At 70.6% G+C, this 23351-nt stretch carries 22 protein-coding genes and 4 pseudogenes; 15 read left to right on the top strand and 11 right to left on the bottom strand.

Features of this window, described 5'->3' with window-relative positions; translation table 11 throughout:
- From AB0I23_RS19330 to AB0I23_RS19345, 4 genes are all read left to right on the top strand, one after another.
- A partial coding sequence (locus tag AB0I23_RS19330; RefSeq protein WP_359110697.1) for a WD40 repeat domain-containing protein occupies nt 1-1345 on the top strand: 1345 nt, incomplete at its 5' end.
- Between the two features lie 12 nt (nt 1346-1357).
- Complete coding sequence (locus AB0I23_RS19335; protein ID WP_359110699.1) at nt 1358-2287, top strand: NAD-dependent epimerase/dehydratase family protein; 930 nt, start codon at nt 1358-1360, stop codon at nt 2285-2287.
- A complete protein-coding gene (locus tag AB0I23_RS19340) occupies nt 2284-3252 on the top strand; it encodes an aldo/keto reductase (protein WP_359110701.1) in 969 nt (322 codons plus the stop codon). Before AB0I23_RS19335 ends, AB0I23_RS19340 begins: the two co-directional genes overlap by 4 nt.
- Before the next feature lie 106 nt (nt 3253-3358).
- Nucleotides 3359-4048, top strand: a complete 690-nt coding sequence (locus tag AB0I23_RS19345; protein WP_359110703.1) for a PIG-L deacetylase family protein — start codon at nt 3359-3361, stop codon at nt 4046-4048.
- Here the strand turns inward: AB0I23_RS19345 and AB0I23_RS19350 are convergent.
- A complete protein-coding gene (locus AB0I23_RS19350; RefSeq protein WP_359110838.1) occupies nt 4032-4514 on the bottom strand; it encodes an NUDIX hydrolase in 483 nt (160 codons plus the stop codon). The genes AB0I23_RS19345 and AB0I23_RS19350 overlap by 17 nt on opposite strands.
- 453 nt (nt 4515-4967) lie before the next feature.
- Between AB0I23_RS19350 and AB0I23_RS19355 the strand changes: the two genes are divergently transcribed.
- Nucleotides 4968-5405: a transposase family protein gene (locus AB0I23_RS19355; RefSeq protein ID WP_359110705.1), complete on the top strand. Its 438-nt coding sequence runs from the start codon at nt 4968-4970 to the stop codon at nt 5403-5405.
- On the opposite strand, the pseudogene AB0I23_RS19360 reads toward AB0I23_RS19355, so the two are convergent.
- Nucleotides 5402-5965 (bottom strand): annotated as a pseudogene (locus AB0I23_RS19360) (IS481 family transposase); the annotation flags it as partial. The gene AB0I23_RS19355 and the pseudogene AB0I23_RS19360 overlap by 4 nt on opposite strands.
- 97 nt (nt 5966-6062) lie before the next feature.
- Here AB0I23_RS19360 and AB0I23_RS19365 point away from each other — a divergent pair.
- The 3 genes and pseudogenes from AB0I23_RS19365 to AB0I23_RS19375 all read left to right on the top strand — a co-directional run.
- Nucleotides 6063-6828: pseudogene (locus tag AB0I23_RS19365) on the top strand (RHS repeat-associated core domain-containing protein); the annotation flags it as partial.
- Between the two features lie 237 nt (nt 6829-7065).
- Nucleotides 7066-7506: pseudogene (locus AB0I23_RS19370) on the top strand (cytosine permease); the annotation flags it as partial.
- Entirely contained in the window at nt 7506-7637 is a 132-nt protein-coding gene (locus AB0I23_RS19375; RefSeq protein ID WP_359110850.1) for a hypothetical protein, read from the top strand. The pseudogene AB0I23_RS19370 and the gene AB0I23_RS19375, both read left to right, overlap by 1 nt.
- 66 nt (nt 7638-7703) lie before the next feature.
- Here the strand turns inward: AB0I23_RS19375 and AB0I23_RS19380 are convergent, their stop codons facing one another.
- Nucleotides 7704-8732: a nucleotidyl transferase AbiEii/AbiGii toxin family protein gene (locus AB0I23_RS19380; RefSeq protein WP_359110707.1), complete on the bottom strand. Its 1029-nt coding sequence runs from the start codon at nt 8730-8732 to the stop codon at nt 7704-7706.
- Entirely contained in the window at nt 8729-9391 is a 663-nt protein-coding gene (locus AB0I23_RS19385) for a hypothetical protein (RefSeq protein WP_359110708.1), read from the bottom strand. Before AB0I23_RS19385 ends, AB0I23_RS19380 begins: the two co-directional genes overlap by 4 nt.
- Before the next feature lie 196 nt (nt 9392-9587).
- Here AB0I23_RS19385 and AB0I23_RS19390 point away from each other — a divergent pair, with 196 nt between their 5' ends.
- A complete protein-coding gene (locus AB0I23_RS19390; protein WP_359110710.1) occupies nt 9588-11024 on the top strand; it encodes an amidase in 1437 nt (478 codons plus the stop codon).
- A gap of 11 nt (nt 11025-11035) precedes the next feature.
- On the opposite strand, the gene AB0I23_RS19395 is transcribed toward AB0I23_RS19390, so the two are convergent.
- Both AB0I23_RS19395 and AB0I23_RS19400 read right to left on the bottom strand, forming a co-directional pair.
- Nucleotides 11036-11845 carry a class I SAM-dependent methyltransferase gene (locus tag AB0I23_RS19395; RefSeq protein ID WP_359110712.1) on the bottom strand — a complete coding sequence of 270 codons (810 nt, stop codon included), beginning with the start codon at nt 11843-11845 and terminating at the stop codon, nt 11036-11038.
- The gene (locus tag AB0I23_RS19400; protein WP_359110713.1) at nt 11842-12825 is read right to left on the bottom strand and encodes a carboxymuconolactone decarboxylase family protein; all 984 of its coding nucleotides are present in this window, start codon (nt 12823-12825) and stop codon (nt 11842-11844) included. Before AB0I23_RS19400 ends, AB0I23_RS19395 begins: the two co-directional genes overlap by 4 nt.
- Before the next feature lie 168 nt (nt 12826-12993).
- Between AB0I23_RS19400 and AB0I23_RS19405 the strand changes: the two genes are divergently transcribed.
- Both AB0I23_RS19405 and AB0I23_RS19410 read left to right on the top strand, forming a co-directional pair.
- Nucleotides 12994-14133 carry a sensor histidine kinase gene (locus AB0I23_RS19405; protein WP_359110714.1) on the top strand — a complete coding sequence of 380 codons (1140 nt, stop codon included), beginning with the start codon at nt 12994-12996 and terminating at the stop codon, nt 14131-14133.
- Nucleotides 14130-14816: a response regulator transcription factor gene (locus tag AB0I23_RS19410; RefSeq protein ID WP_359110716.1), complete on the top strand. Its 687-nt coding sequence runs from the start codon at nt 14130-14132 to the stop codon at nt 14814-14816. Before AB0I23_RS19405 ends, AB0I23_RS19410 begins: the two co-directional genes overlap by 4 nt.
- A 152-nt stretch (nt 14817-14968) precedes the next feature.
- On the opposite strand, the gene AB0I23_RS19415 is transcribed toward AB0I23_RS19410, so the two are convergent.
- The 5 genes and pseudogenes from AB0I23_RS19415 to AB0I23_RS19435 all read right to left on the bottom strand — a co-directional run bounded on the left by AB0I23_RS19415 (nt 14969) and on the right by AB0I23_RS19435 (nt 19631).
- Nucleotides 14969-16033, bottom strand: coding sequence for a lipoate--protein ligase family protein (locus AB0I23_RS19415; RefSeq protein WP_359110839.1), 1065 nt, complete (start codon nt 16031-16033; stop codon nt 14969-14971).
- Between the two features lie 248 nt (nt 16034-16281).
- Nucleotides 16282-18180 carry a TerD family protein gene (locus tag AB0I23_RS19420; protein ID WP_359110718.1) on the bottom strand — a complete coding sequence of 633 codons (1899 nt, stop codon included), beginning with the start codon at nt 18178-18180 and terminating at the stop codon, nt 16282-16284.
- 184 nt (nt 18181-18364) lie between these two features.
- Nucleotides 18365-18487 (bottom strand): hypothetical protein, encoded by a 123-nt coding sequence (locus AB0I23_RS19425; RefSeq protein WP_359110721.1) that lies wholly within the window; start codon nt 18485-18487, stop codon nt 18365-18367.
- Nucleotides 18488-18767: 280 nt separating this feature from the next.
- A pseudogene (locus tag AB0I23_RS19430) lies at nt 18768-19304 on the bottom strand (class I SAM-dependent methyltransferase); the annotation flags it as partial.
- Between the two features lie 9 nt (nt 19305-19313).
- The gene (locus AB0I23_RS19435) at nt 19314-19631 is read right to left on the bottom strand and encodes a metal ABC transporter permease (RefSeq protein WP_436846962.1); all 318 of its coding nucleotides are present in this window, start codon (nt 19629-19631) and stop codon (nt 19314-19316) included.
- A 71-nt stretch (nt 19632-19702) separates the two neighbouring features.
- On the opposite strand from AB0I23_RS19435, the gene AB0I23_RS19440 reads away from it, so the two are divergent.
- The 4 genes from AB0I23_RS19440 (at nt 19703) to AB0I23_RS19455 (ending at nt 23328) form a co-directional block, all read left to right on the top strand.
- Nucleotides 19703-20929, top strand: coding sequence for a hypothetical protein (locus AB0I23_RS19440; RefSeq protein ID WP_359110725.1), 1227 nt, complete (start codon nt 19703-19705; stop codon nt 20927-20929).
- Between the two features lie 143 nt (nt 20930-21072).
- A complete protein-coding gene (locus AB0I23_RS19445) occupies nt 21073-21480 on the top strand; it encodes a hypothetical protein (protein ID WP_359110727.1) in 408 nt (135 codons plus the stop codon).
- 122 nt (nt 21481-21602) lie between these two features.
- The gene (locus AB0I23_RS19450) at nt 21603-22190 is read left to right on the top strand and encodes a hypothetical protein (protein ID WP_359110729.1); all 588 of its coding nucleotides are present in this window, start codon (nt 21603-21605) and stop codon (nt 22188-22190) included.
- Between the two features lie 214 nt (nt 22191-22404).
- Nucleotides 22405-23328 (top strand): peptidoglycan DD-metalloendopeptidase family protein, encoded by a 924-nt coding sequence (locus tag AB0I23_RS19455; RefSeq protein ID WP_359110731.1) that lies wholly within the window; start codon nt 22405-22407, stop codon nt 23326-23328.
- Nucleotides 23329-23351 lie beyond the last annotated feature (23 nt).

The raw sequence follows: 23351 nt of genomic DNA on the forward strand, positions 1-23351 counted from the left end.
GGTGACCGGCTGCGCGGTCGCCCCGGACGGCAGCTGGCTGGCCTCCACCGGGACGGATGGTGCTGTCCGCATCTGGGACGTCGCAGCTGCCGCTGAGCGTATGACCTTGGCCGGCCACTCCGACTGGGTGAACGGCTGTGCCATCGCCCCGGACGGCAGCTGGCTTGTCTCCGCCGGAGCCGACCGGGCCGTCTGCGTCTGGGACACGACCAACGGCAACCTCGACGCCACCCTCCACGGGGACACCGGCGGAGCCAACAGCTGCGCGGTGGCGCCGGACGGCACCTGGCTTGCCGCCGTCGGCTCGGACGGCATGGTCCGAGTTTGGCACCGGGAGCAGGGCAGCCCCGGAGGAAGCGGGCAGGAGCAGCGCCACGGCACGCCGGTCGAACCGCCCCGCATGCCGGTCACACCGGCCCGAGAATGCGCGGCGCCACGGGACGGCACTCATGTCATCTCCGCCAACACGGACGGCACCGTGTCCGTCTGGGACGTCGCAACCGGATCGGCCGGCCCCGCCCGCCATGGCCACACAGGCTGGGCGGAATGCTGCGCCTGCGCACCGGACGGCACGTACTTCGTCTCCGGAGGAGCGGACGGACTGGTGCAGTTGTGGGACGAGCGCTCGCAGACGCCACGTGCCACGTTGACCGGCCATACCGCAGCAGTGACTCGGTGCGCCGTCGCGCCCGACAGCAGCTGGCTGGTGTCAGCCAGCCTGGACGCCACCCTGCGCATCTGGGACGCGGCGACCGGCGAGCTGCGCACCGTCCTCGCCGGCGATCTCGGAGACCTCTTCGGCTGCGCCGTCGCCCCGGACGGGAAGCGGGTGGCCTCAGTGGGGGCCGACCGACTCGTGCGGATCTGGGATGTGGCCACGGGCATGCAAGTCGCCGTGCTCGCCGGCCACACCGCACGGGTCAACTACTGCGCGTTCTCAAAGGACGGCAGCTGGCTGGCATCCGCGAGCTTCGACCGAACCGTGCGGATCTGGGATCTCACCACCGGAGCCCTGCGCACGACCCTGACCGGTGACGACGGCCCGATCTGGGGATGCGCCATCTCCCCGGACGATCGCTGGGTGTCCGCAACAAGTACCAACGGCACCGTGCGGATCTGGGAAGCGCGTACCGGCACATGCACCAACGTGCTGAGAGTCGAGCAACCGGTGCAAGCCTGTACCTGGCTGACCGACTCCCGACTCTGCGTCGCAGGCGAGGCCGGTCTCTACATGCTCGGCCTTTCGGCGGAGCCGACCGAGACCGGGTCACCGGTAACCGATGAGGCGTCGGCGCTGGCTGTGACGCGGGAGACCTGGTCCTGGCCGTCCGGGCCAGTCCCTTGATACGTATGAGCCATGAGAGGACTTCCTGTGCACCTGCTGATCACGGGCGCGGCTGGTTTCATCGGCTCCGCCCTCACCGGAACCCTGCGCGATGCCGGGCACACCGTCACCGCCCTGGACGACCTCTCGGTCGTCTCCCCTCGCCCGCGACCGGACCGCTTGCAGGTCCGCGACGTCCGCTCGCTGACCCCGGCCGACATGGAGGGCATCGACACCGTCGTCCACCTGGCCGCGCACAAGTCCGTGCCCCGCTCGTTCGAGGTCGGCGGCTTCGAACACAACATCACCGTCGACCGGCACCTGATCCACACCTTCGCCGCCTCCCGCGCCCGACGCCTGCTGCTGGCCTCCAGCTGCGAGGTCTACGGCCAGCAGATCGGCGCGCTCGCCGAGACCGCTGCGCGCGCACCCCGCTCCCCGTATGCCGCCAGCAAGGCGGCCACCGAGCACCTGGCCGACATCTACCGACCGCTGGTGCAGGCGGAGCGCCAGATTGGCATCGTCCGCTTGTTCAACACCTTCGGCCCCACTGAGGACCCGGACGCCGTGGTCCCCGCTTTCCTCGACGCCGTCGCCCAGAACCGGCCCTTGACGGTGGAGGGCGACGGCAGCCAGGCCCGGGACCTGACCTACATCGACGACGCCATCACGATGCTCTCCCGCATCCTGGACAGCCCGCAGTTACTGCCGGTCGTCAACTGCGGCTCCGGGCGATCGGTCTCCATCCGCGCGCTCGCAGACACGATAATCCGCGCCACCGGCGCCGGCACCATCACTCACACCGCGCCCCGGCCCAACGAGATCCGCTCGTTCGCCGCCGACATGCGTCTGTTCAACTCCGTCTACGGACCGGTGAGCCTCCGTCCGCTGGACCGGGCCCTGGCCGCCACCGCCCGCGGCCGGACCGGCGTCTGGACGAAGCCCATCGGAGCCCGCCCATGAGCTCCACACCCGGGCCCCCGTCCGCCGCCTCGGCGCCGCTGGACGCGGACAGCGGGCCAGCGGCACTGGGGACGGCCGAGTTGGGCACCCCCGCCCTGCCCGCCGGCCGCGCCCACGAACTCCTGGACGCCTACCACGAGCACGGTGGCCGGCTCCTCGACACCGCCCCCACCTACGGGGCCGCCGACGGCGCTTTCCACGCCGAAGGGCTGATCGCCACCTGGCTGAGCACCACAGGCGCCTCAGGCGTGCACGTCATCACCAAGGCCGGCCTGAACCCCGCCCACCCCGACCGCGGCGACCTTCGCCCCGAGACGATCCTCGGACAGGCCCGTCGCAGCGCCGACTGCCTCGGGACGGTGTTCACACTGCTGCTGCACCGCGACGACCCCCGCGTGCCGCTGGACGAGATCGCCGACGCGGCTGACCGCGCCGTACGCGAGGGCCTGGCTGACCGGGTCGGCGCCTCCAACTGGACCACCGCCCGTCTGAACGCCTGGATCTCCCACGCCCACCAGGCGGGGCTCGCCGCCCCTCAGGTCACCGCGCCGCTGTGGAGCCTCGCCCCTCGCGCGGACTCGCCCGACGAGCCCTGGCTGGTCGAGGCGGACGCCGCACACCTTGACCTGGCCGCCCGACACGGCATGACCGTCACGCCCTATCGGACGCTTGCCGCTGGGTTCCTCGCCGCCCGGCACAGCGGCCGACACGCGGGCCACCACGCCACCACCTACGACACCCCCGTCGGGCAGGCGCGCCGCACCCGGCTCCACCACGCCGCCAGGATGCTGGCGATGACCCCGCACGGACTCGCCTTGGCGTACCTGCGCGCAGCCAGTCCCGTCCATGCGGTCCCCGTCATCGGCCCGCGCACCCGCCAGCAGCTGGCCGAGAGCATGTCAGGCGCCGCCGCCGCTGCCCGGGTCACCCCCGAGCTGATCGCCTTCCTCGAAAGCCGCGCGTGATCGCCGCGCACCGCCTTGCCCTGCCTGGCCTGGAGTGACCGGTCGGGCCGGTCGTCTCAACGACCGCGCGAACCGCTCGATCCGACCTTCTGCATACAGGAGTTCCATGGACCCCACCTCGCGAAACGTCCTGGCCGTCGCCGCCCATGCCGACGACGAGGTCCTCGGCGCCGGCGGCACTCTGGCCGAACACGTCCACGCCGGAGACCGGGTGCACGTCTTGGTCCTCAGCGCCGGCGCCACCAGCCGCCCCGACCAGAACAGGGACGCGGTCCGCACCCATCGCACCGACTGCGTCCGCCGGGTCGCCGCCCTCTACGGCGCCGAGGCCGAGATAGCCGACTTCCCCGACAACGGATTCGACACTGTCCCCCGGCTGAGGATCACCCAGACCGTCGAGGACGCCGTCCGCCGCTGGCAACCCCACATCGTCTACACCCACAGCCCCGCCGACCTCTCCCTGGACCACCGCATCACCGCCGAAGCCACCGCGGCCGCCACCCGGCCGCAGCCCGGCTGCCCCGTGAACACCGTCCTGGCTTGGGAGGTCCGCTCCGCGACCGAGTGGGGTACCGGAACCCCGTTCCGACCCACCTGGTTCCAATCGCTGACCCCCCAGGCCCTCATCGTGAAGGAAGAGGCCCTCAAGGTTTACTCGTCGGAGCTGAGGCCTTGGCCGCACACCCGCTCAGCCAAGGCGCTGTGGGCCGCCGCGCAGCTGCGCGGCGCGCAGATCGGATGCGAGGCGGCCGAGGCGTTCGAGGTCGTGCGGCACACGGTCACGGCGCTGGGCTGAACCAGGCCAGCGGCTGGTCCGCCAGGGCCAGCGCGATACGCTCTCGGACGCTCTCCCGCAGCGGCGGCATAGCGTCCGGGGCGAACCAGCCGACCTCCAACGACTCGTCGTCCGCCACCCGGGCTACCTGATCAGCTCCGGTCGGGCGGCACACGAAGACCAGCTCCAGGTACTGAGCCAGGTCACCGTTGGGATGCCGCACCCTCGGCGATACGGTCACCGCCGCCAGCCGCTCCACCACCACCCGGACACCGGTCTCCTCCTCCACTTCACGCACCACCCCGGCGGCCGGGTCTTCGCCCGGCTCCAGGATGCCGCTCAGCAGCGACCACCGACCAGAGTCAGACCGGCGGTGCAGCAGCACCCGCCCGAACCCGTCCCGCACGACCGCGTTTACCCCCGGCAGCCACAGCAGGTGGTCTGCGCCGACAACAGCACGCAACGAAGAAACGAACTCAGGGATCATGAGGCCACCTAAGAGCAAAGCGATCATCGAACGGGCGAAACCGCCATTTGCTTCCCCGTCCGTCTCCATCCGGCCCAGCATGTCCGCCGGACACCCGCAGCACCCCGTGGACGTGCACTCCGTGAGAACACGCGCCAGAGTGCGAACCCGTGAAAGCGTACATGGCCCGCCAACGTGACGTAGCGTCATGGCGACGCTCAAAGCGTCTCCTCGCGGCAGTGCGCCAGCGTGCGCCGACGCCGAGGGTCTGGCGGGCGTCGTGGAACGCGGTCTCGATGGTCCAGCGGGCCGAGTAGCGTTCCACGATCCGCTCGGCTGTGCTGACCCAGGGCCCCGGGTTGTTCCCGGGAGATCCGGTTTGATCCAGTGATCACCGGTGGTGCCCTGGCGTGAAGCGAGCACGGCGCTTGTGGATCACGGAGTTCTTCAGGCTTCACGATCTGCAAGGACGCCGTGCTCGTCGCTCCACCTTCTCGCGCGTCCCTCACGCCCACGTACGCGCCCTGCCTGACACCTGCGCAGGCTGACGCGAGAACAGTCGTCCCCGACGGATTGCTGCCGGCCCTGGCCCAGGTCCCCGACATGCGTGATCCGCGCGGTGTGCGCTACCGTCTCGCGACGCTGCTGGCGATCGGAGTCTGCGCGATGACCACCGTTGGCCACAACTCTCTTGTGACGATCGGGGAGTGGGCGCGTCGCTGCGATCAGCAGACCCTGGCTGACCTCGGCTGTCCTTTTGATCCGATGGCCGGGCGGATCCGGTGCCCGGACGAGAAGACCCTGCATGACGCCTACGACAAGGTCGATCCCGGCGAGCTGACCCGGGCCGGCTACCAGCGCCTGGCCGCGCTGGCGGAGAAGGAAAGAGCGGCCGGAGCGCGGACGCCCTAGGTGTACTGACCCGCGAGGTTGGGGACGCGGCTGGCGGGTGGTCGGCCCTTGAGCGCGGTGTGTCCGCGGTGGTGATTGTAGGTGTGGAGCCACTGTGGGTAGGCGTCGCGTCGTTCGGTCTCGGATGTGTAGGGCCTCGCGTAGGCCCATTCGTCGAGGAGGGTGCGGTTGAAGCGCTCGACCTTGCCGTTGGTCTGAGGCCGGTACGGCCGCGTGCGCTTGTGTGAAATGCCCTGCTGAACAAGGGAGTTGCGCCATAGATGTGATCTGTAGCAGGAGCCGTTGTCGGTCAGGACCCGTTCGACGGTGATCCCGGCCTGGGCGAAGAAGGTGTGGGCGCGGGTCCAGAATCCGACGGCGGTCTCCTTCTTCTCGTCGGCGAGGATCTCGCTGTAGGCGAGGCGGGAGTGGTCGTCGACGGCGTTGTGGAGGTAGCTGTAGCCGGCTCCGGAGCGGGTCTTGCGGCCCGCCTGGCGTCCGAGGGTCTTGTGTCCGCCGCCGTCGGGGATATTGCCGAGCTTTTTGATGTCGACGTGCACCAGCTCGCCCGGGTTGGCATGGCAGTTGAACGACCACGTCTCGTGCGCCCGGAACGGGTCGTGCTGGGGATCGTCCGCGGCGACTTCGTCGATGCGGCCGCGGAAGTACTGCCCCGCCTCAGGACAGCGCAACACTGAGACACAGAACCTGGCCACCGGCAACCAGAACACCAACTACGTCTACGGAACCACCAACGGCCAGCCCCACCCCCTGGACCACACCACCGGCGCCAAGAGCACCACCTACATCTACGACAAGACCGGCAACACCACACACCGCCCCGGCACCATCGCCACCCAAACCCTCACCTACAACAGCGAAAACAAACTCGCCGGCCTCACCGAAGGCACCAAGCAAACCAACTACCTCTACGACGCCGACGGCAATCTCCTCATCCGCCGCGCCACCGGCGACGGCGACACCATCCTCTACCTCGGCGACACCGAAGTCCGCCTCACCGTCAAGGGCACCACCAAAACCCTCAGCGGCACCCGCTACTACACCGCACGCGGCCAGACCATCGCGGTCCGCACGGCGGCCTCGGGCACCTCGGGCACAAAGCTCGCCTTCCTCGCCGCCGACCACCACGGCACCTCCAGCATCGCCCTGGACGCCACGACGTACGCGCTCACGAAGCGCTACAGCACGCCATTCGGCGCTCCCCGAGGCACGAAGGCGACCAACTGGCCCGACGACAAGGCATTCCTCGGCAAACCGGCCGACGAGTCCACGGGCCTGACACATGTCGGCGCCCGCGAATACGACCCGGGCATCGGCCAGTTCCTCAGCGTCGACCCCGTTCTGAGCCTCAACCAGCCGCACTCCCTCAACGGCTACGCCTACGCCAACAACACCCCCGTCACCTCCAGCGACCCCACGGGCCTGTGGATTGCGGAAGGCACCTTTGACAACCACGGCGTCGACAGCGGCGGCGGGACCAACAAGCCCGCCGAGAACCGGGACAGGGTGCGCGGATCCAATGTCGGCTCCGGCAGCGGCGGCACGGCCCACACCAACAGCACCGGCACAGGAGGCGGCGGTGGTGGCGGCTTTAAGGGCTGGCTGAAGGGCGCCGCGGAGACCGTCGTCAACTACGGCACTGCCATTCTTACCACACCCGATCACGGGTGTCGTCGGCGTGCTGATCATGCCGTGGAAGCTCACCGAGACCCCGGAGCTGTACATCTTCACCTGGCTCGGTCTGGTCGGCGGCCTGCTCGGCACGGTGGCCGGCATCCTGATCGCCGACTACTGGATCGTCCGACGCACCGTCCTCGACCTCGCCGACCTCTACCGCCCCGGCGGCCGCTACTGGTACACGGACGGCTGGAACTGGCGCGCCGTCGGTGCCTTCGCGGTCGGCGGCGTCCTGGCCATCGGCGGTTCCCATTCCGCCCCCGGCAAGGGCCCGTTCCCGCAGGACGGCCTGATCCCGTTCCTGAAGCCGCTCGCGGACTACGGCTGGGCGGTCGGTCTGGCCTCCTCGCTGCTGTTGTACGTGCTGCTCAGCGGCCGGTCCGGCGTCACATCGGCTGCTGGGAACGGCTCAGCGGCACGCTGATGTCGAGCGTGCCGGCCGGCGGCGGCGTGGCAGTGGGCACCCTCAACCCGGGACGGTCGGGCCAGTCCACCGCACACTGCGCGGGCATCGGCATCGGCACCGGGATCGGCGAGATCAGCGTCCGGCCGTAGGGCAGCCCGCCGGAGCCGGCGAGTGTGAGCGCGGTGGTGGCGACAGTCCTCGGCCGACCGGGCCCGTCACCGCGCAGCTGTCCGTTCCAGCAGGGCGGCGAGCGCCGTCGCCAGCCGCTGCCGCAGCCCGTCCGCATCGCCGTCCACCCACGGGTGGGCGGCGTGGAACGCCGACCAGTCCACGCGCCAGTTCCGCACCGTCTCCGGGCCGAACCCGGACGCGTGCGGGCCGAGCACCGTACGCAGCAGCCGGGGCGGCAACCAGGTCGGCGGATGCTCCGCCAGCAGCACCGCGTCGTACAGATCCTTCGCGGTCGCACGGCCCTCGGCCTGCCGGTCCTCGGCGAGCCACAGCAGCTTCCAGGCGAGCGAGAGCCCCGGACTCGCGGTCCGGACCGGTGTCGGCGGTCCGCCGTCGCCGCGCGGGCACGCCGTCCACACGGGGGCGTCCGGTAGCGCCTCGTTCTGGGCGAAGTCCATCCGCAGCTCGCCCGGCGGCAGCCCGTCCGCCTGCCAGGGAACGACGACGCGTACGCCGGGCGTCTCGTACGCCCGGTACATCCACACGCCGTCCGCCGTCACCGCGCTCGGGTCGATCCGGATGCCTCCCGGGGGCGGCGGACCCGCCTTCAGCGCGGCGGTGACCTCGGCCTGGGGGGCGGGACCGGGTTCCAGGGCGTCGGAGTCGATCCAGCGCAGCCCCTCGGGCGCGAGCGCGGGCCGGGCGCCGCCGGTGGCGAGGCACTCGTCGTCCGTCCACAGGTCGGGTGCCGCCGCGCCGTCCGCGGCCTCGGGCCACTGCTGGACGACGTCCATCCCGGCGACGTACGGACAGGGATCGAGGCGGTCGACGAAGTGGTCCGCCGACGGCTCCAGCACGATCCAGTCCAGATCGCCCGGCTCACGGGCGGCCGCGCCCACCCAGGCCTGGAGCGGGAGACTGCCGCGCAGGATCAGCCCGTCGCCCCATGGCGACTCGGCGACCACACGGAGCAGATGGTCCTGGACGCTGCGCCGGGCGGCCCGCCAGCGCGGGGCGAGCGACGGATCGGAGAACGCCGGCTCGCCGGGCACCGGGCGGCCGGCCCCGCTCATACGGACACCTCGGTCCGCTCCTCGATCCAGCCCGCGTCCGCCGCTGGATGGTCGTCGTGCACCACGAACTCCTCCTCGACCTCGGCCACTTCCAGCCCGGCGGTGGCGAGCGCACCGAGGAGCGCTTTCAGTCGGGCGCGGGCCTCCGGGCGGCCGACCGCGCGGCAGCGCTGGGTGACGAACCGCTCGTGGCGCCCCTCCCGGGTCGCACGGCGGGCGTTGCGCGAGAGGTGCGCGCTGTGCCGTTCGGCCACGGCCCGCGCCGTGGCCACCTTCGGTTCCCCGGGCAGCAGCAGCTTGATGTGGTGTTCGAAGTGGCAGACACGGGACAGAGCGGCAGCCTCGTCCGCCGTCTGCGGGATGTCCGCGTTCCAGGGGGCGGCCTCGATTTTCACCCGTATGACGGGGAAGCCGGCCGCCCGCAGTTCGGCCGAACGGAGCACGGCGGCGGCCCGCCGCTCGGTGAGGGTGCCGCGTCCGGTCTCGGTCAGCATGGGCTGGTCGGGCATGGAACCGCGGTCCAGGACGATGCGGGTGAGCTTCAGTCCGATCCGGCCCGCCCAGTGTTCCAGGCGCGCACTCGCATCCATGGCGCCGGCCGCGGTGTCGAGACATACCGTCAGGTGCGTCTCGAACTCTCCCGCGAACTCTGGTCCCACGGACCCCACCCCAGCCGTTCGGTTCTGTCCACTCCTGCCGGAGAAATTAGCCCGGAGAAATTAGCAGGGGGGACTGACACTCCCCGCCGAACGGTTGAGCGGACCGCCCGCCACTCGTTACCCTCCAGTAAGTTCGCTCGGGCGGACAGATTCGGAAGACGCGGGCACGCGTCGAAATCCGGGAGGCGGGCAGGCCATGTCCTCAGCAGAGTTCACCGAGTCGACCGGACTGGCGAACAGCGCACGCGAGCTGGCCGACGGCCGGACCACCTCGATCCAGCAGGTGTCCGCCGCCCTCGAACGCATCGAAGCGAGCCAGAGCACCCTCAACGCCTTCCGGCACCTGCGTGCCACCGATGCGCTGGCCGAGGCCGCCGAAGCCGACCGGCGCCTCGCCGCGGGGGAGCGGCTGCCCCTGCTCGGCGTGCCGGTCGCCGTCAAGGACGACACCGACGTCGCCGGAATGCCCACCTACTTCGGCTGCCGCGGCGACCTGCCCGCGGCCACCGCCGACAGCGAGGTCGTCCGCCGGCTGCGCGCCGCCGGGGCCGTGATCGTCGGGAAGACCAACTCCTGCGAGCTCGGGCAGTGGCCCTTCACCGAAGGCCCCGCCTTCGGTGCCACCCGTAACCCCTGGAACACCGACCACACCCCCGGGGGCTCGTCCGGCGGTTCGGCCGCGGCCGTAGCCGCCGGGCTGGTGCCCGCCGCCCTCGGCTCGGACGGCGCCGGGTCCGTCCGTATCCCCGCCGCCTGGACCCATCTTGTCGGCATCAAACCGCAGCGCGGCCGGATCTCGGTCCACCCGCACCACGACGCCTTCCAGGGCCTCACCGTCAACGGACCGCTGGCCCGCACCGTCGCCGACGCCGCCCTGCTGCTCGACGTGGCCGCCGGACCGCACCCCGACGACCCGCACCGGCCCCCGCCCGTCGCGGCCTTTGCCGCCGCCGGCCGCGACCCGGGCAGGCTGCGGATCGCCCTCGCGTGGCAGCCCCCGTTCACTCTCACCGCTACCACCCCCCATCCCGACGTACGACGGGCTGTGATCGCACTCGCCGAGGCGCTCGCCCGGCTCGGCCATCAGGTCGAGGAGGCCAGGCCCCGTTACGGGCTGATCGGTCTCGGCTTCGTCCCCCGTGCCACGGCCGGCATCGCCGAACTTGCCGCGCTGCACCCCGATCCCGCCCTCCTCGACCCGCGCACGCGCAGCGCCCTGCGCACCGGCACCCGGCTCGGGGGCCGGGTGGTGCGGGCGGCCCGGGCCCGGGAGGTGCGCCAGCAGCGCAGGATCGGTGCGCTCTTCCACACGCCCCGGGTGGGCGCCCGGTTCGACGTACTGCTCACCCCGACGACCGCCGCGCCCCCACCCCCGATCGGCACATTCGACGGTCTGAGTGCCTGGCGTACCGATGTGGCGATCACCGAGGCGTGTCCGTACGCCTGGCCGTGGAATGTGCTGGGCTGGCCGGGCATCAATGTCCCGGCCGGTTTCACCGCCGACGGGCTTCCCGTCGGCGCCCAGCTGCTCGGCCCCTCCCGCAGCGAGGAGCTGCTGATCTCCCTCGCCGCCCAGCTGGAGGCCGATCAGCGCTGGTACGAGCACCGGCCGCCGGCCTCCGCGGGCGCCTGACGCGCCGCCGGTCAGATCGGGCGGCGGGCGCCGACCACCCATACCCCCGCCCTCAGCAGCACGCCCTCCGCCGTCTCGTACGGCAGCAGGGTGTCCGCCATCGAGGCCCGGGTGGTGTCGGAGACGGCGAGTCCCGGCGTACGGGAGACGAAGAAGTCCACCGCGTCCGCCGCGTCCCGCCCCCAGCAGGTCGTGGCCGTCACGGGGGCGATGCCGATCTCCTCGAAGCCCGCCGCGCCGAGCACCTTGCGGACGTGCTCCGGGTCCGAGAGCGAGGCCATGGCCACCGCCACGGCGTTCTCCGCCGCGTGCTCCTGTCCCAGCAGCGAAGCCAGCAGCCCGAGCGTCTTGCGCTCCTCGCCGTCCGGCGACGGGGGCTGCGGGCAGATGAACGCCAGCCGGCCGCCGGGGCGCAGGGCACGCGCGATATTGGTGAACGCCGCGATGTGGTCGGCGAAGAACATCACACCGCCCCGGCTGATCGCCACGTCGTAGCCGCCCGGCTCGAACCGATGGACCTGTGCGTCCCCCAACTCGTAGGAGACGGAGGGGAATTCCGCAGGGTCGGTGAGAGCCCTGGCGCGGTCGACGAGTGGAACGGAGACGTCGACGCCGGTGACCCGGCCTCGCGGGGCGCGCCGGGCTGCGATCCGGGTCGAGAGCCCGCTGCCGCAGCCGATGTCGACGACCCGGTCATCCGGGCCGATCGCCGCGGCGTCGAACAGCGGCTCGTCGAAGTTTGCCAGCATGGCGTTGTAGCGGTCGGGATGGTCGGCCCAGTGCAGGCCGATCGGTCCGTTCCACGCGTCGGCGACGGTCATGCGTTCTCCTCGGTCCTTGCGGTCAGGGTGGCCTCGATGCGCTCGACGGCGCAGATCGCGCCGAACGCGATCAGATGAATCAGACAGTGATCGGTGAACGGCGGCGCCAGCCAGGCCGCCACGTCCTCGTCCGTGATCCGGTACGGAGCACGCGCCGCGAGCAGCGTGAGTCGTGCTCCCGGCCGCTCCGCCCGGTCCGGCAGCTCCTCGCCGTGCAGGGGGAGCGGTGCGATGCCGTCCCAGGCCGCCACCGACGCCCGTACCAGCGCCGCGTCCTCGTCGCTGAGCAGCCCCCCACCCAGGTGCGCCGCCGTTCGCAGCGCCCCGAAGGCGGTGCCGATCGGGGTGTCCGCCGCCCACTCGGGAGCCGCCCCCTCGGTCTCCAGCAGGGCGAGGCTCCCGCCGGGGACGAGTTCGCGGCGGACCGTACGGGTCAGCGAGCGGCCCGCCACGCTCCGTACCGGGCGGTACTTCTCGGCGCCCCCGGGCAGGAGGTCCTCGGTCAGCAGGGACGACACGATGCGGTTGATGAAGTGGAGCGCGAGCGCCGTCCCGATGTACTCCGGTGCCTGCCCGGACGGGAACGGCTGCGGCGTGCTCATGTCCTTGCCCCACGTCAGCAGTCGACGGTGTCCGGGGTCCTCGGGCTGGTCGCCGCGGGCGATCGTCTCGGCCAGGGCGTGGTCGCCGGTGGCATGCAGGAGCACGGTGTGCGCGGTGACGCAGAACGGGCACCGATTGGCGAGCGACACCCCGGCCGCCACCACCTCCTTTCCGGTGCGCGACGCCTGCCCGGCCAGCAGGGACTCCCGCAGGACGGCCCAGGTGCCGGCCAGCAGGGGCGGCGCGGCGGACAGGACGACAAAGGTTGGGGCGCGGTCGATGCCGAAGTCGGTGGCCAGCTGTGCGTACACATCGGCGACCACTCCGGTCGCCGACTTCGGCGGTTCGGGTGAGGTGTATCGGAAGGGTCCGGTCATGCCGACGATGCTCACCCGCCGAACGGTGCCCGGTCGTCGTACGGCCGAAGGCAGTCGAGGGTGGTCCCGGCCGACCGGCAGCGGTCGCGACTACTGCCCCGGGAGTAGCGCGGAGTCCGTCCCGCAGGATGATGACCGCGCTGTTGTAGGGGAGTTAGGGTGCGGCGCATGCAGGGGGACATCGACCGGCGGACTCACCTGCTGGACACCGCACTCGCCGTCGCGATCGGCGCGGCGGTCCTCGCCGCGGGCTACGCCGCGTCGGGGCCGGACGCACTCGACCTGCTGCTCGTCGCAGTCGGCAGCCTGGTCCTCGCCGGGCACCGACGGGCGCCGGGTGCCGTGCTTGTCGTCACCACCGTCTTCATGCTGGGGTACGTCGTGCACGCGCACCCCGGAAGCTGGGCGGCGTTCCCCGTGCTGGTCGCCGTGCATGCGGCGGCGCGCAGCGGACACCGCGTATGGGGCATCGCCGCGGGCTCCCTCTTCCTCGCCGGGTACTTCACGGTCCTGATCGTCGCCGCACCCAGCGCGCAGGACACCGTCGAGCGGACCGTGCTGCTGCTCGGCTGGTTCCTCTGCGCCGGCGTCACCGGACTCATCGACAAGAACTGGCAGGCGTATCTCCGCCAGACCGAGCAGCGGGCGCTCGACGCCGAACGCAGCCGCGACGAGACGGCGCTGCGCCGGGCCGGGGAGGAGCGGCTGCGGATCGCCCGGGAGTTGCACGACTCGCTGACCCACTCCATCTCGATCGTCAAGCTTCAGGCGGGAGTTGCCGTTCACCTGGCCCGCAAGCGCGGCAGTGAGGTGGAGCCCGCGCTGCTCGCGATCCAGGAGGCGAGCGGCGAAGCGATGCGGGAGCTGCGCGCTACCCTGGAGGTACTGCGCACCGATGTGGTGGAGCCGGGCACAGGGCTGGACCGTATCGACGAGCTGGCCGAGCGGGCCCGTACCGCGGGCATCGCACTGTCCGTCACCGTCATCGGCGTCGAACGCACCCTGCCGTCGGACGTCGACCGGGCCGCCTACCGCATCGTGCAGGAAGCACTCACCAATGTGGCCCGGCACGCCGACCGCGCCCGGACGACCGTCGAAATCGTCTACGGGGAGCACGTGTTGACCGTCAGCGTCGACGATCAGGGTCCCTGCGCCCCCGGCGATGCCGTCACCGCAGGCACCGGTCTCACCGGCATGGGCGAGCGTGTCAGGGCTCTCGGTGGCACCCTCGCCGCCGCGCCACGCCCGGCCGGCGGCTTCTCCGTACGCGCCGAACTGCCCCTGCGGACAACGGGAACTGCTGTATGAACCACCAGGACACGATCCGGGTGCTGATCGTCGACGACCAGGCCCTGATGCGCGCCGGATTCCGCGCCCTGCTGGATGCCGAGGACGGCATCGAAGTGATCGGCGAGGCAGCCGACGGCCGTCAGGGAGTCGAACTCGCCCGCCACCACACCCCGGATGTCGCCCTCGTCGACGTGCAGATGCCTGTGATGAGCGGCATCGAGGCCACCCGCGAGATCGCCGCCGACCCGCTGCTGGCCGGTGTCCACGTCGTCATCCTCACCAACTACGGGCTCGATGAGTACGTCTTCGACGCGCTGCGCGCCGGGGCCGCCGGGTTCCTTCTCAAGGACACCGAACCCGCCGAACTCCTCCACGCCATCCGCGTCGCGGCCCGCGGCGACGCGATGCTGTCGCCCGCGATCACCCGCCGGCTGATCGGCGAGTTCGTCTCCCGGCCGCCCGACCGGGCCACGGCCCCCGGCTTCGAGACCCTGACCCGCCGCGAACGCGAGGTGAGTGCGCTGGCCGCACGGGGGCTGACCAACGAGGAGATCGCCGCGCACATGGTGATCAGCCCGTTCACCGCGAAGACCCATATCAGCCGGGCGATGACGAAGCTCGGCGCCCGCGACCGGGCGCAACTCGTCGTCTTCGCCTACGAGTCGGGTCTTGTCACGCCGCGGGATGACCCGCACCCCTGAGACATTCCGGTTCGCCGACGGGAATCACCGGCCCGTAAGCTCCCGCGGCCGGTGGCCGGTCTCACGGAGCGGAGCGACTGGCGCATGCCCCGGTTAGCCGCAATAGCTGTTAGCCGCGACCTATCGGGGGTCCGGAGCGGTCGGGCGGACCCCTACGGCACGCGCGCGGTCCACTCCTCGGTCCCGAACTTCGTCGTCACGAGCTCCTCGGCCCGCGCCATCTCCTCGTCCGTCACCTTCCCCCGGGTGAGGCCGTGCCGGGTCCGGAAGGAGTCGATCATCCGCTCGATGACGGCTTCGCGCGCCAGACCGGTCTGCCGCCTCAGCGGGTCGACGCGCTTCTTGGCGCTTCTGGTGCCCTTGTCGGACATCTTTTCCTTGCCGATGCGCAGGACATCGAGCATCTTGTCGGCGTCGATGTCGTAGGACATCGTGACGTGATGCAGCACGGCGCCGGGCCCGCCGCCGGGGCCCACGATGCGCTTCTGGGCCGCTCCGGCGATCTTCCCGATGTCGGTCGCGATGTCGTTGAGCGGTTGGTACCAGGCTTTGATGCCCATGTCGCCGAGAGCTTCGAGGACCCAGTCGTCCAGGTAGGCGTAGCTATCGGCAAAGGAGAGGCCGGAGACGAGGGACTGGGGCACAGAAAGCGAGTAGGTGATGGTGCTACTCGGTTCCGCAAACATTGCCCCGCCTCCCGAGATGCGACGGACGACGGTGACACCGTGGCGTTCGATACCGGCCGGGTCGACTTCGTTGCGCAGCGACTGGAAGCTGCCGATGATCACGGCGGGAGAGTCCCACTCCCACACTCGTAGCGTCGGCGGGCGGCGCCCTGTGGCGACCTCGGTGGTGATGACCTCGTCGAGTGCCATATGGAGTGCGGGGGACTGGGGGGCTTCGTGGATGAGCTGCCAATTGTAGTCGCTCCACTCGGTGGCCTGCGCGAGGGCCCGGCGTACGGCGACGGCGACGCCTTCCGAGGTCAGGCCCAGCATCACGGTGGAGGCGGGCAGCGCCGCGTCGATACGGGCGGTGAGCCCGGCGGTGTCGGTGTTGGCCGAGGTGCCCTCCAGGGCCGCGTCGATCGCGAGGATGGCCTCGTCGGGCTCGAGGAAAAAATCGCCGGCGACCCGTACGTTGCGCAGCGCGCCGCCCTCGACGTCCAGGTCCACCACGACGAGCTTGCCGCCGGGGACCTTGTACTCACCGTGCACAGCCATGCCTCCAAAGTCGCCCGACGGGCTTCTACGAATCCACTCCAACCAGACATAACCCAGCTGTCATGCGGTTTAATCCGCACATTCACCGTGATGAACCTGTTGACCGGGGTCACACCAAAAGGAAGGCTCCAGTAACTGCCCGCCGGACTGAACTCAAGCCTGCCGGTTCCGTACCTCGGCCCCCACCCGCACCGCGTCGCCGTGCCTGACCCAGGGGACGTGCAGGCCTTCATCACCGTCGTTCAGTCGGCGATGTGAACCCCGTATCCGCGCGCCAGGGCATCGAGCCCATGGTCGTAGCCCTGGCCGACGGCGCGCAGACGCCAGATCGGACCTCTGCGGTAGATCTCCGCGAGCAGCATGGTGCGTTCGGTCGTTGCGGCGTCCAGGGTGGCCCGGGCGAGTGGTGCCCCGCTGCTGTCAGGGGCAGCGCCGATCTGGATTGCGCCGACCGCCCCGAAGGTGGCGGCGCCGTCGAGGGCCGCGGCGACGACGACCTTGCGGGTCGCGGGCGGCAGGGATGCCAGGTCGACGGCGATGGTCTGTTCGGCTGGGCCGCCGGTGAGGAGCCGCACGGTGCCGGCGGGGCTCTGCGGGGCGCCGTAGAAGATGAAGTCCTCGTCGAAGGCGACCTGTTCGTCCTCGTCGAGGATGAAGGCGACGACGTCGATCTCGCAGTCGGCCTGCACGGCCCAGCCGGCGGTTACGTACCACTCGGGTGTGGATGTGCCGTGCGGCATGGGCAGGTCGATGACGCCGCCCCTTGGCATTACCTGCGGGTCCTGCGGCCGGACAGCCCCTGTGCGCCGGTCGGCGGCGGTTGGCGCGGTGAGCCAATGTGGGTCGTGTACGGGGATAGCAAGGGCGGTGATGCGGTGGATGCGTCGGTCGTTCTCGCCGCCCGGCAGGAGCACGACGTCGGTGACGCTGGCGGAAAGATTGACTGCTGCGGATCCGCCCAGCTCGACGACGCGCGTACGAGCTGCCGCGGCATCGGCATGGACACCGCCAAGAACCAGTACCCGGCGTCCCGTCAGCGGCTTGTCCGAGGTGCTGACCGAGTTCTCCGGTTGGCGCGGGGCGGGGACGGATGCGCCGGGGGAGAGCGTGGGGAGGGCGGGTGCTTTCGGGGCGGGTGCGGTAGAGGTCGTGGTGGACACCGGCTCCACGGACCGGACTTGTGCCGTTTCCGGCTCCTTCACCGGGGCGACCGTCGCCTCATGAGCTGTTCCGGCCCGTACGTCGGCCAGCAGCCGCAGGAAGGTGTGCTCATCGATGACTGGCACGCCTTCGGCGAGCGCGCGCCGGGCCTTCGTCGAATCGGACGCCGGCTCGTTGGTGACCAGCGCGCTGGTATACCGGCTGACAGACGTCATCATGTTCAACCCGGCGGCAACCGCCCGCCCCACCAGCTCCGCCCGGGCGTGGGCGGTCTCACCGGATATCGCGATCTTCATCCCCTGCCGGAGTGGCCCGCCGGGAGTCAACCGTCCTGGGTTCCGGTACGCACAGGGCGTCTTGGGCGGCTGCGGCGTGAACTGGGATTCTGCCCGGGGCGGGCAGGTCACCAGCGGCAACGGTAGGTCGAGCAGCGCCGCCTCACGCAGCGACGCCCGCAGGATCCCGGCCAGCACCCGGGTGTCGTCCAGCGCATCGTGTGCGTGCTGCTGCGGTACGCCGTAGTGGGCAGCGAGGGTGCCGAGCTTCATGTCGCTCGTCGGCGGATCCACCTGGCGGTTGAGGGCCAGGGTGCACAGCCGCTGCGACACCGGCAGCCACATCCGCGCACGGGCAAACTCGTAGGCCAGGAAGTCGTAGTCGAACTGGGCGTTGTGGGCGACCAGGACCCGGTCCTGGAGCATCGCCCCTATTTGCCCGGCGACCTGGTCGAAGGTTGGTGCGCCCCGCAGCCGTTCGACGGTCAGCCCGTGCACATCCACCGGCCCTGGGTCGCATCCCGGGTTGAGCAGGGTCGAGAACTCCCCGGTCCGCTCGCCGTCCGGACCGATCGTCACCACCGCGACGGACAGCACCCGGTCCCGCCTGGCAATGAGCCCGGAGGTCTCCACGTCGACCAAGGCCCAGTCGTAGGCGTAGTCGCTCGTGCCGGGTACGTCGAATGAGGCGGAGGCGAGACTCATGGCGCCAAGCATGATCGGGCATATGACCCTCCTTCAACCTGCATGACGATTTGCCCCCATATGGACTGCCGCCCCGTCGTGCCGGCCACAGAGAGACCAACGGCTCTCGCCGGGCATCGCGGTGCAGCAGACTCATCCTCACGGCCTTCATAGTGGACGTGTGTTCCCTGGTCGGAGCACATGTTCAGCTGCCGCCCAGGGCATCCTCCGACCGGTCCTCGGCGAGAATGCCCCAGGCGACGGCCCTGCTCGCGAGGACCAGAAGGATCGCCGCCACGCCGGCCTTCGTCCGCCGGTTCCACTTCATGTGCTTCTCATTCCTGTTTCCTTCATCGAGCGCACTGTTGTCGCGCTGGGAGGGCAACTCGGTGACTCATGGCGTGTGGCGACCGTGCTCAGTTGGTGCGCCACCACGAGCGCCGTCCGCCCGTCCATGAGCCGCCACAGCGCCTCCTGGACGAGGATCTCGCTCTCGGAGTCCAGGGCGCTGGTCGCCTCGTCGAGCAGCAGGATCGGTGTGTCGCGCAGGATCGCCCTGGCTCCAGAAAGGGCAGCACCGCCTCGGCGCTGAAGAAGTAGGGGCCGTCGGAGCTCGCTGCCACCATGTCCGCCCATGCGGGGTCCGTCACGGAGGCGGCGATCATCTTCCGCCGTGACGTGTCGGAGAAGAACGTCCGGCGCAGTTCGACGACGTCGGGCAGGTCGAGCTCGAACCAGCGGGCGCGGCCGTTGTCGACTCGCTCGAACCGGGTGTTCAGCCCCGTACCGAGCTCCACCACCGTGCCGGTGGGGTACTCCGTCAGGAAAGCGGCATTCCATCGGTCGAAGAGGCTGGCGCGGAGCAACGTGCCCAGCAGACTGCGTAGTTCGTCGAACCGGGCGAAGTCGTAGTCGATGGCCCCGACGATCTGCGTGGCCTTGTCGTCCCTCAGGGCCGGCTGCGGCTTGCGGCTTTCGACGGCTCGGCCGTACAGCGGGATGAGTACGGTCTCCTGAACCGTTCCAAGGGCGATCGAGCGTTTAGTCATGCGCGGATCCACCTTCCCCGTCCGCACACCGTGTGGTGTGAGAAATGCCAGGGCGGGCGGTGCCGTGGCTGCGACCACCGCCCACCCTGGAGTCATGTGAGTACGTCAGAGCGCCGCAGGCGCCTCCGCGGGCACCGCTGCCTGCGCGGGACGGCTCTCCGGCGGGCTCGTCGGCTCCCGATCGTCGGCCCGGCCCCGGGTCCGGAGCTTCGCCGCGAGGCCGTGGCGCGGTGCGAGGAGCCAGACGACGGCGAAGACGGCGGTCAGGACGACGACGACCGAGCCACCCGCCGCGAGGTCGTACGTGTAGCTCACGTACAGTCCGGCCAGGCTGCCCGCGCAGCCGAAGACGGACGCCAGCAGGTATCCGTCCGACCGGCGGCCTGGCCTTGGTCCGTTCCGACTTCGACGGCCAGCCCCGATGGACTCTTGTCCGCAGCGGCGCCCTGGACCACGTGCAGACCGACTGCATCAGGACGGCGGAGCTAGAGGCCATGCCCCTCGACCGACAGGAACTGCGCGATCTCGTCGAAAACGTCATGGCCGCCTTGGAGCGCTACAGCTCTTCGTTCGCCTCCACGCCGGGTGGTGCCGGCTGGTTGCATGTGCAGCACGTTCCCGTTCGGCGCTTCGTGGCCGAGATCCTGCGCAAGCTGCTGGTCCTGAGCGCCTGGGAGCCGTTCGCGGCGGCTCCGGGGCCCGTGACCCTCGCCCCGTACGAAGGGCTCGTCGGTCTGCGTTCGAGCAGCTCAAGGGAGTACCTGGCCTACACCGTCACCTGGTCCGGCATCGCCTACCTGCTCGGAGCAGTCGCCCCGTACAACCCGTCCCGCTCCGCCCAGTTGCGCAATCTCTCTCGGGCCAGTACGGCGAACACGGAGCCGAGCCCGCTCCCCTCGCGTCTGCGGGAGAGAGACGTCGTAGCGCTGTCCTGGTCCTCCCGTCACGCGGCCACCCTGATGCCGGTGTTCGTCGAGCTGGAGAGCGCCGGGCAGACGAGCCTCATGCTCGACCTCGCCACCGATCCGGCGGAGCGGTGCCCGACACCGGCGTTCACGGGCATTGACCTGTGCACGTCGCCGAGCGACCTCTTCACTCTTTCCGGCACCGCCGAGGGCCTCCATCTGCCCGAGGACCGCCACACCGTCCGCATCAAGGACCACGCTGTCCAACTCGCTTGTCTCCTCCGGCTCTTGTCCGTACTCCTGGAATCGATCGGCGGGTGCACACAGCCCTCATGGCGGGCCCTCGTCCAGGCGGAAACGTGGCTGGACGGTGTCCTCGCCGCGACCCGGCCGCATACCGTCCTCCTCAGCAACGACACCAGCCCGCTGGGCGCGCTGGCCGTGCACACGGCGGAACGCCACGGCGCGAACACGGTCCACGTCCAGCACGGGGCGTGGACGGCAGAGTCGGTCGCCTGGCCGACACTGCACAGCCGCGACGTCGTCGTCATGGGGGAACGGGACCGCCCGCTGGCGACAGCGTGGGCACGCCACCCCGCCGCCGAAGTGCACGTGCTGGGACAGCCCCGCTTCGATGTGCTCGCCGGCCTCGGCCGTGAGGCACAGCGGCGGTACCTGGAGAAGTTGCTGGCTCCCGGCAATCGCCGCGCTCCTGTCCGGATCGCGGTATGGGCCTGCCAGCCGTTCGGACCCGATCGGCTCAAGGCCCAGGCAGACCTTCTCCTGGACGGACTGCGTGCGGCGGACAGCGACTGAGGGCTCGTCATCGCCCCGCACCCCACCCCGCCGCTGACCAGAGTCCGGCGGGCCGGTCACCGGCCCGCCGGACTCCAAGGACCCGCTGGACAACCGGCTCCACCGGCTGTTACGGATGAAAACAGAAGGCCCTCGACCGGAAGATGACGCTCGTGCTCAGAACCACCGACCGCCCTGCAGAGCCGGCACCCGTGCTGCACGTCCTCCCCGCCGGCACGGATCCCCTGCTGCAACTTGAGTACGAGACGCAGGCGCCCAACGGTCCCGGCGCGACGCGCTGCCTCAGCCACTCGCGCGAGATAGCTCTTCGCGGGATCCCGGTGATGTGCACGGCATGCCGTGCCCGGCGCGACTGGCTGCTCATCAACCACGGCCGCAACGTCTGGGTCTGCTGCCGGTGCAGCAATCGGTGGCTCGAACCCGAGATCAGCCGCGCCGACTTCGACGCCCTGATCGCTATCCCGGACGGGACGACCTATCCCAGCGTCGAGCAGGGCCTCGCCGCTCTCGGCTTCGATGGGACCTTCGCCAGCACCTACCTGGAGTACTAGGTCGCAGGGCGGTTCCAGGCGCCGACCGGCCCCGGGCATCGACAAGGAAGTGCTGGACCACGATCTGCCGCAGCGCCGCCATCGCTGGGCGCTGTCGTGCCTGGGCGGTGGCCGCAGATGGGTTGGAGGTTTTCCGGCGGGCATGCGTCAGCTCCGAGTTCCGCGCTTTCGCTGCCAGGACTGCTGAAGCCGCCACCGCTCATGCCGCCACCACCCCCGTCGAAGCCACGACCGTCGAAGCCACCACCGCTGAAGCCACCACCACCACGGCTGCCGCCGCCGACCGGTCGAGTCCGGTCACCGGCTGGCTCCGGTCGTTGGCGAGGCTGGCGCACGAGACGCCGGTCCTGGCCCAGCCGTCGCTGCCGCTGGACGATCCCGCGGGGCTGGATATCACGCCCGCCGAGATCACCGACGTGCGGCGACGCCTGGACCGGGACGACCTGACCGTCCTGGCCTACCGTTTCCGGGGCGACCGGTTCTGCCGGGCCCAACGGTTCGCGGCGTATGCGGAGTCGCTCGGTGACCGATTCGTCGCCCGTACGCTCCCCGACAGTGCGGCCCGCCAGGACGTGCCGCCGTTCTTCGAACAGTTCGTGGCATCCCCGCACAGCGTGGTGACCGCGCATCTGATCGACGAGGCGGGCCAGCCGACGATTGCCGCGCGCGACGAGATCCTGGCGTTCTTCGCGCAGCGGCTCGCCGCGTGAGTGCCTGGCCGGGAGGGGGACATCCGGACCCGGAACAGTTCGCGCGGGCATCCCTCAGCGTCCGCTGACGCGGCGGCGGTTGCTTCCGCCGGTGAAGAACTCCGAGCACGACAGTCCGCCCTCGTACCTACGAGGTAGCCGGGCCCGTTCGCCGCCCCCAGCATGTGTTCCGACCCTGCCCGAGGAGGCAGCGTCGGGGCCTTACACAGGGGGAATGATGTTCCATCACACGCACGCGCGGACGCGCCGCGGCCGGCCGGGCCGGATGCGGGCCGTTCTGCTCGCCGGATTCGCGGTTCTCGGACTTGTCGGCACCACCGTGTCCGCCACGGCCGACGAGACGGCCGACCGGTCCGTCGGCACGGCGGCGGCAGCCGCCAAGCCGCTGTTCCAGATGCCCTTCCCGTGCAGCACACGGTGGCAGTTGAACACCTACGGCTCCGATCACAATCCCGCACTGGACATCGTCGTGGAGAACAACACCGGCTCCGACGCCAAACCGGTGCTTGCCTCCGCCGCCGGCACCGTATCCGCCACCTACTGGGACAACGGATCCGGCAACACCATCCAGATCAGCCACGGCAACGGCTGGTTCACGGCGTACTACCACCTCAAGGACGCGCCGACCACGTACGTCCACGAGGGCCAGGCGGTCCAGCCGTCCACGCAGATCGCACGCATCGGCACGACCGGCGCCTCCGACTGGGCGCACCTGCACTACGAGCAGCGCTACCTGGAGTCGGGGGACTTCACCGACGAACGCCACCGCGTGCCCGTGCACTTCGACGGTGTCCAGTACACGGGCACCAATGCGCAATGGCCGAGCGTGGCAAGCCGGAACTGCTCGGGCTCCACGCCGGCCTGGCAGGACTGCCCGGCGGGCAATGTCTGCTTCTACTCGGGTGCCGACGGCACCGGCTCGGTCTGCCGGTCGGCCGACGACGATCCCAGCAGCACCTGCGGCTTCCGCAAGTCCTACTACAACAACGGTAATCCGCAGCCGGATTACGACCATGTGCAGGTGTACTTCAAGGAGGGCGGCAGCCAGTGCCTGCATTACGGCTGGACCGAGGGACGCGGAAACTTCGCCGGCGGGGGCCGGACGATCGACCGCTTCCAGTGGCGCGGAGAATGCTGAGGCGTGACGGCGTGACGGCGTAA

The organism is Streptomyces atratus (assembly GCF_040655115.1).
GTDB lineage: Bacteria > Actinomycetota > Actinomycetes > Streptomycetales > Streptomycetaceae > Streptomyces > Streptomyces atratus_D.

Bases quoted from the DNA above. Each gene is read 5' to 3' on its own strand.
- AB0I23_RS19445 (WP_359110727.1), top strand. From the start codon at position 21,073: ATGACGCTCGTGCTCAGAACCACCGACCGCCCTGCAGAGCCGGCACCC.
- AB0I23_RS19405 (WP_359110714.1), top strand. From the start codon at position 12,994: ATGCAGGGGGACATCGACCGGCGGACTCACCTGCTGGACACCGCACTC.
- AB0I23_RS19345 (WP_359110703.1), top strand. From the start codon at position 3,359: ATGGACCCCACCTCGCGAAACGTCCTGGCCGTCGCCGCCCATGCCGAC.
- AB0I23_RS19395 (WP_359110712.1), bottom strand. From the start codon at position 11,845: ATGACCGTCGCCGACGCGTGGAACGGACCGATCGGCCTGCACTGGGCC.
- AB0I23_RS19425 (WP_359110721.1), bottom strand. From the start codon at position 18,487: ATGAAGTGGAACCGGCGGACGAAGGCCGGCGTGGCGGCGATCCTTCTG.
- AB0I23_RS19380 (WP_359110707.1), bottom strand. From the start codon at position 8,732: ATGAGCGGGGCCGGCCGCCCGGTGCCCGGCGAGCCGGCGTTCTCCGAT.
- AB0I23_RS19410 (WP_359110716.1), top strand. From the start codon at position 14,130: ATGAACCACCAGGACACGATCCGGGTGCTGATCGTCGACGACCAGGCC.
- AB0I23_RS19350 (WP_359110838.1), bottom strand. From the start codon at position 4,514: ATGATCCCTGAGTTCGTTTCTTCGTTGCGTGCTGTTGTCGGCGCAGAC.
- AB0I23_RS19335 (WP_359110699.1), top strand. From the start codon at position 1,358: ATGAGAGGACTTCCTGTGCACCTGCTGATCACGGGCGCGGCTGGTTTC.
- AB0I23_RS19455 (WP_359110731.1), top strand. From the start codon at position 22,405: ATGATGTTCCATCACACGCACGCGCGGACGCGCCGCGGCCGGCCGGGC.
- AB0I23_RS19390 (WP_359110710.1), top strand. From the start codon at position 9,588: ATGTCCTCAGCAGAGTTCACCGAGTCGACCGGACTGGCGAACAGCGCA.
- AB0I23_RS19440 (WP_359110725.1), top strand. From the start codon at position 19,703: ATGCCCCTCGACCGACAGGAACTGCGCGATCTCGTCGAAAACGTCATG.
- AB0I23_RS19420 (WP_359110718.1), bottom strand. From the start codon at position 18,180: ATGAGTCTCGCCTCCGCCTCATTCGACGTACCCGGCACGAGCGACTAC.
- AB0I23_RS19375 (WP_359110850.1), top strand. From the start codon at position 7,506: ATGTCGAGCGTGCCGGCCGGCGGCGGCGTGGCAGTGGGCACCCTCAAC.
- AB0I23_RS19340 (WP_359110701.1), top strand. From the start codon at position 2,284: ATGAGCTCCACACCCGGGCCCCCGTCCGCCGCCTCGGCGCCGCTGGAC.
- AB0I23_RS19400 (WP_359110713.1), bottom strand. From the start codon at position 12,825: ATGACCGGACCCTTCCGATACACCTCACCCGAACCGCCGAAGTCGGCG.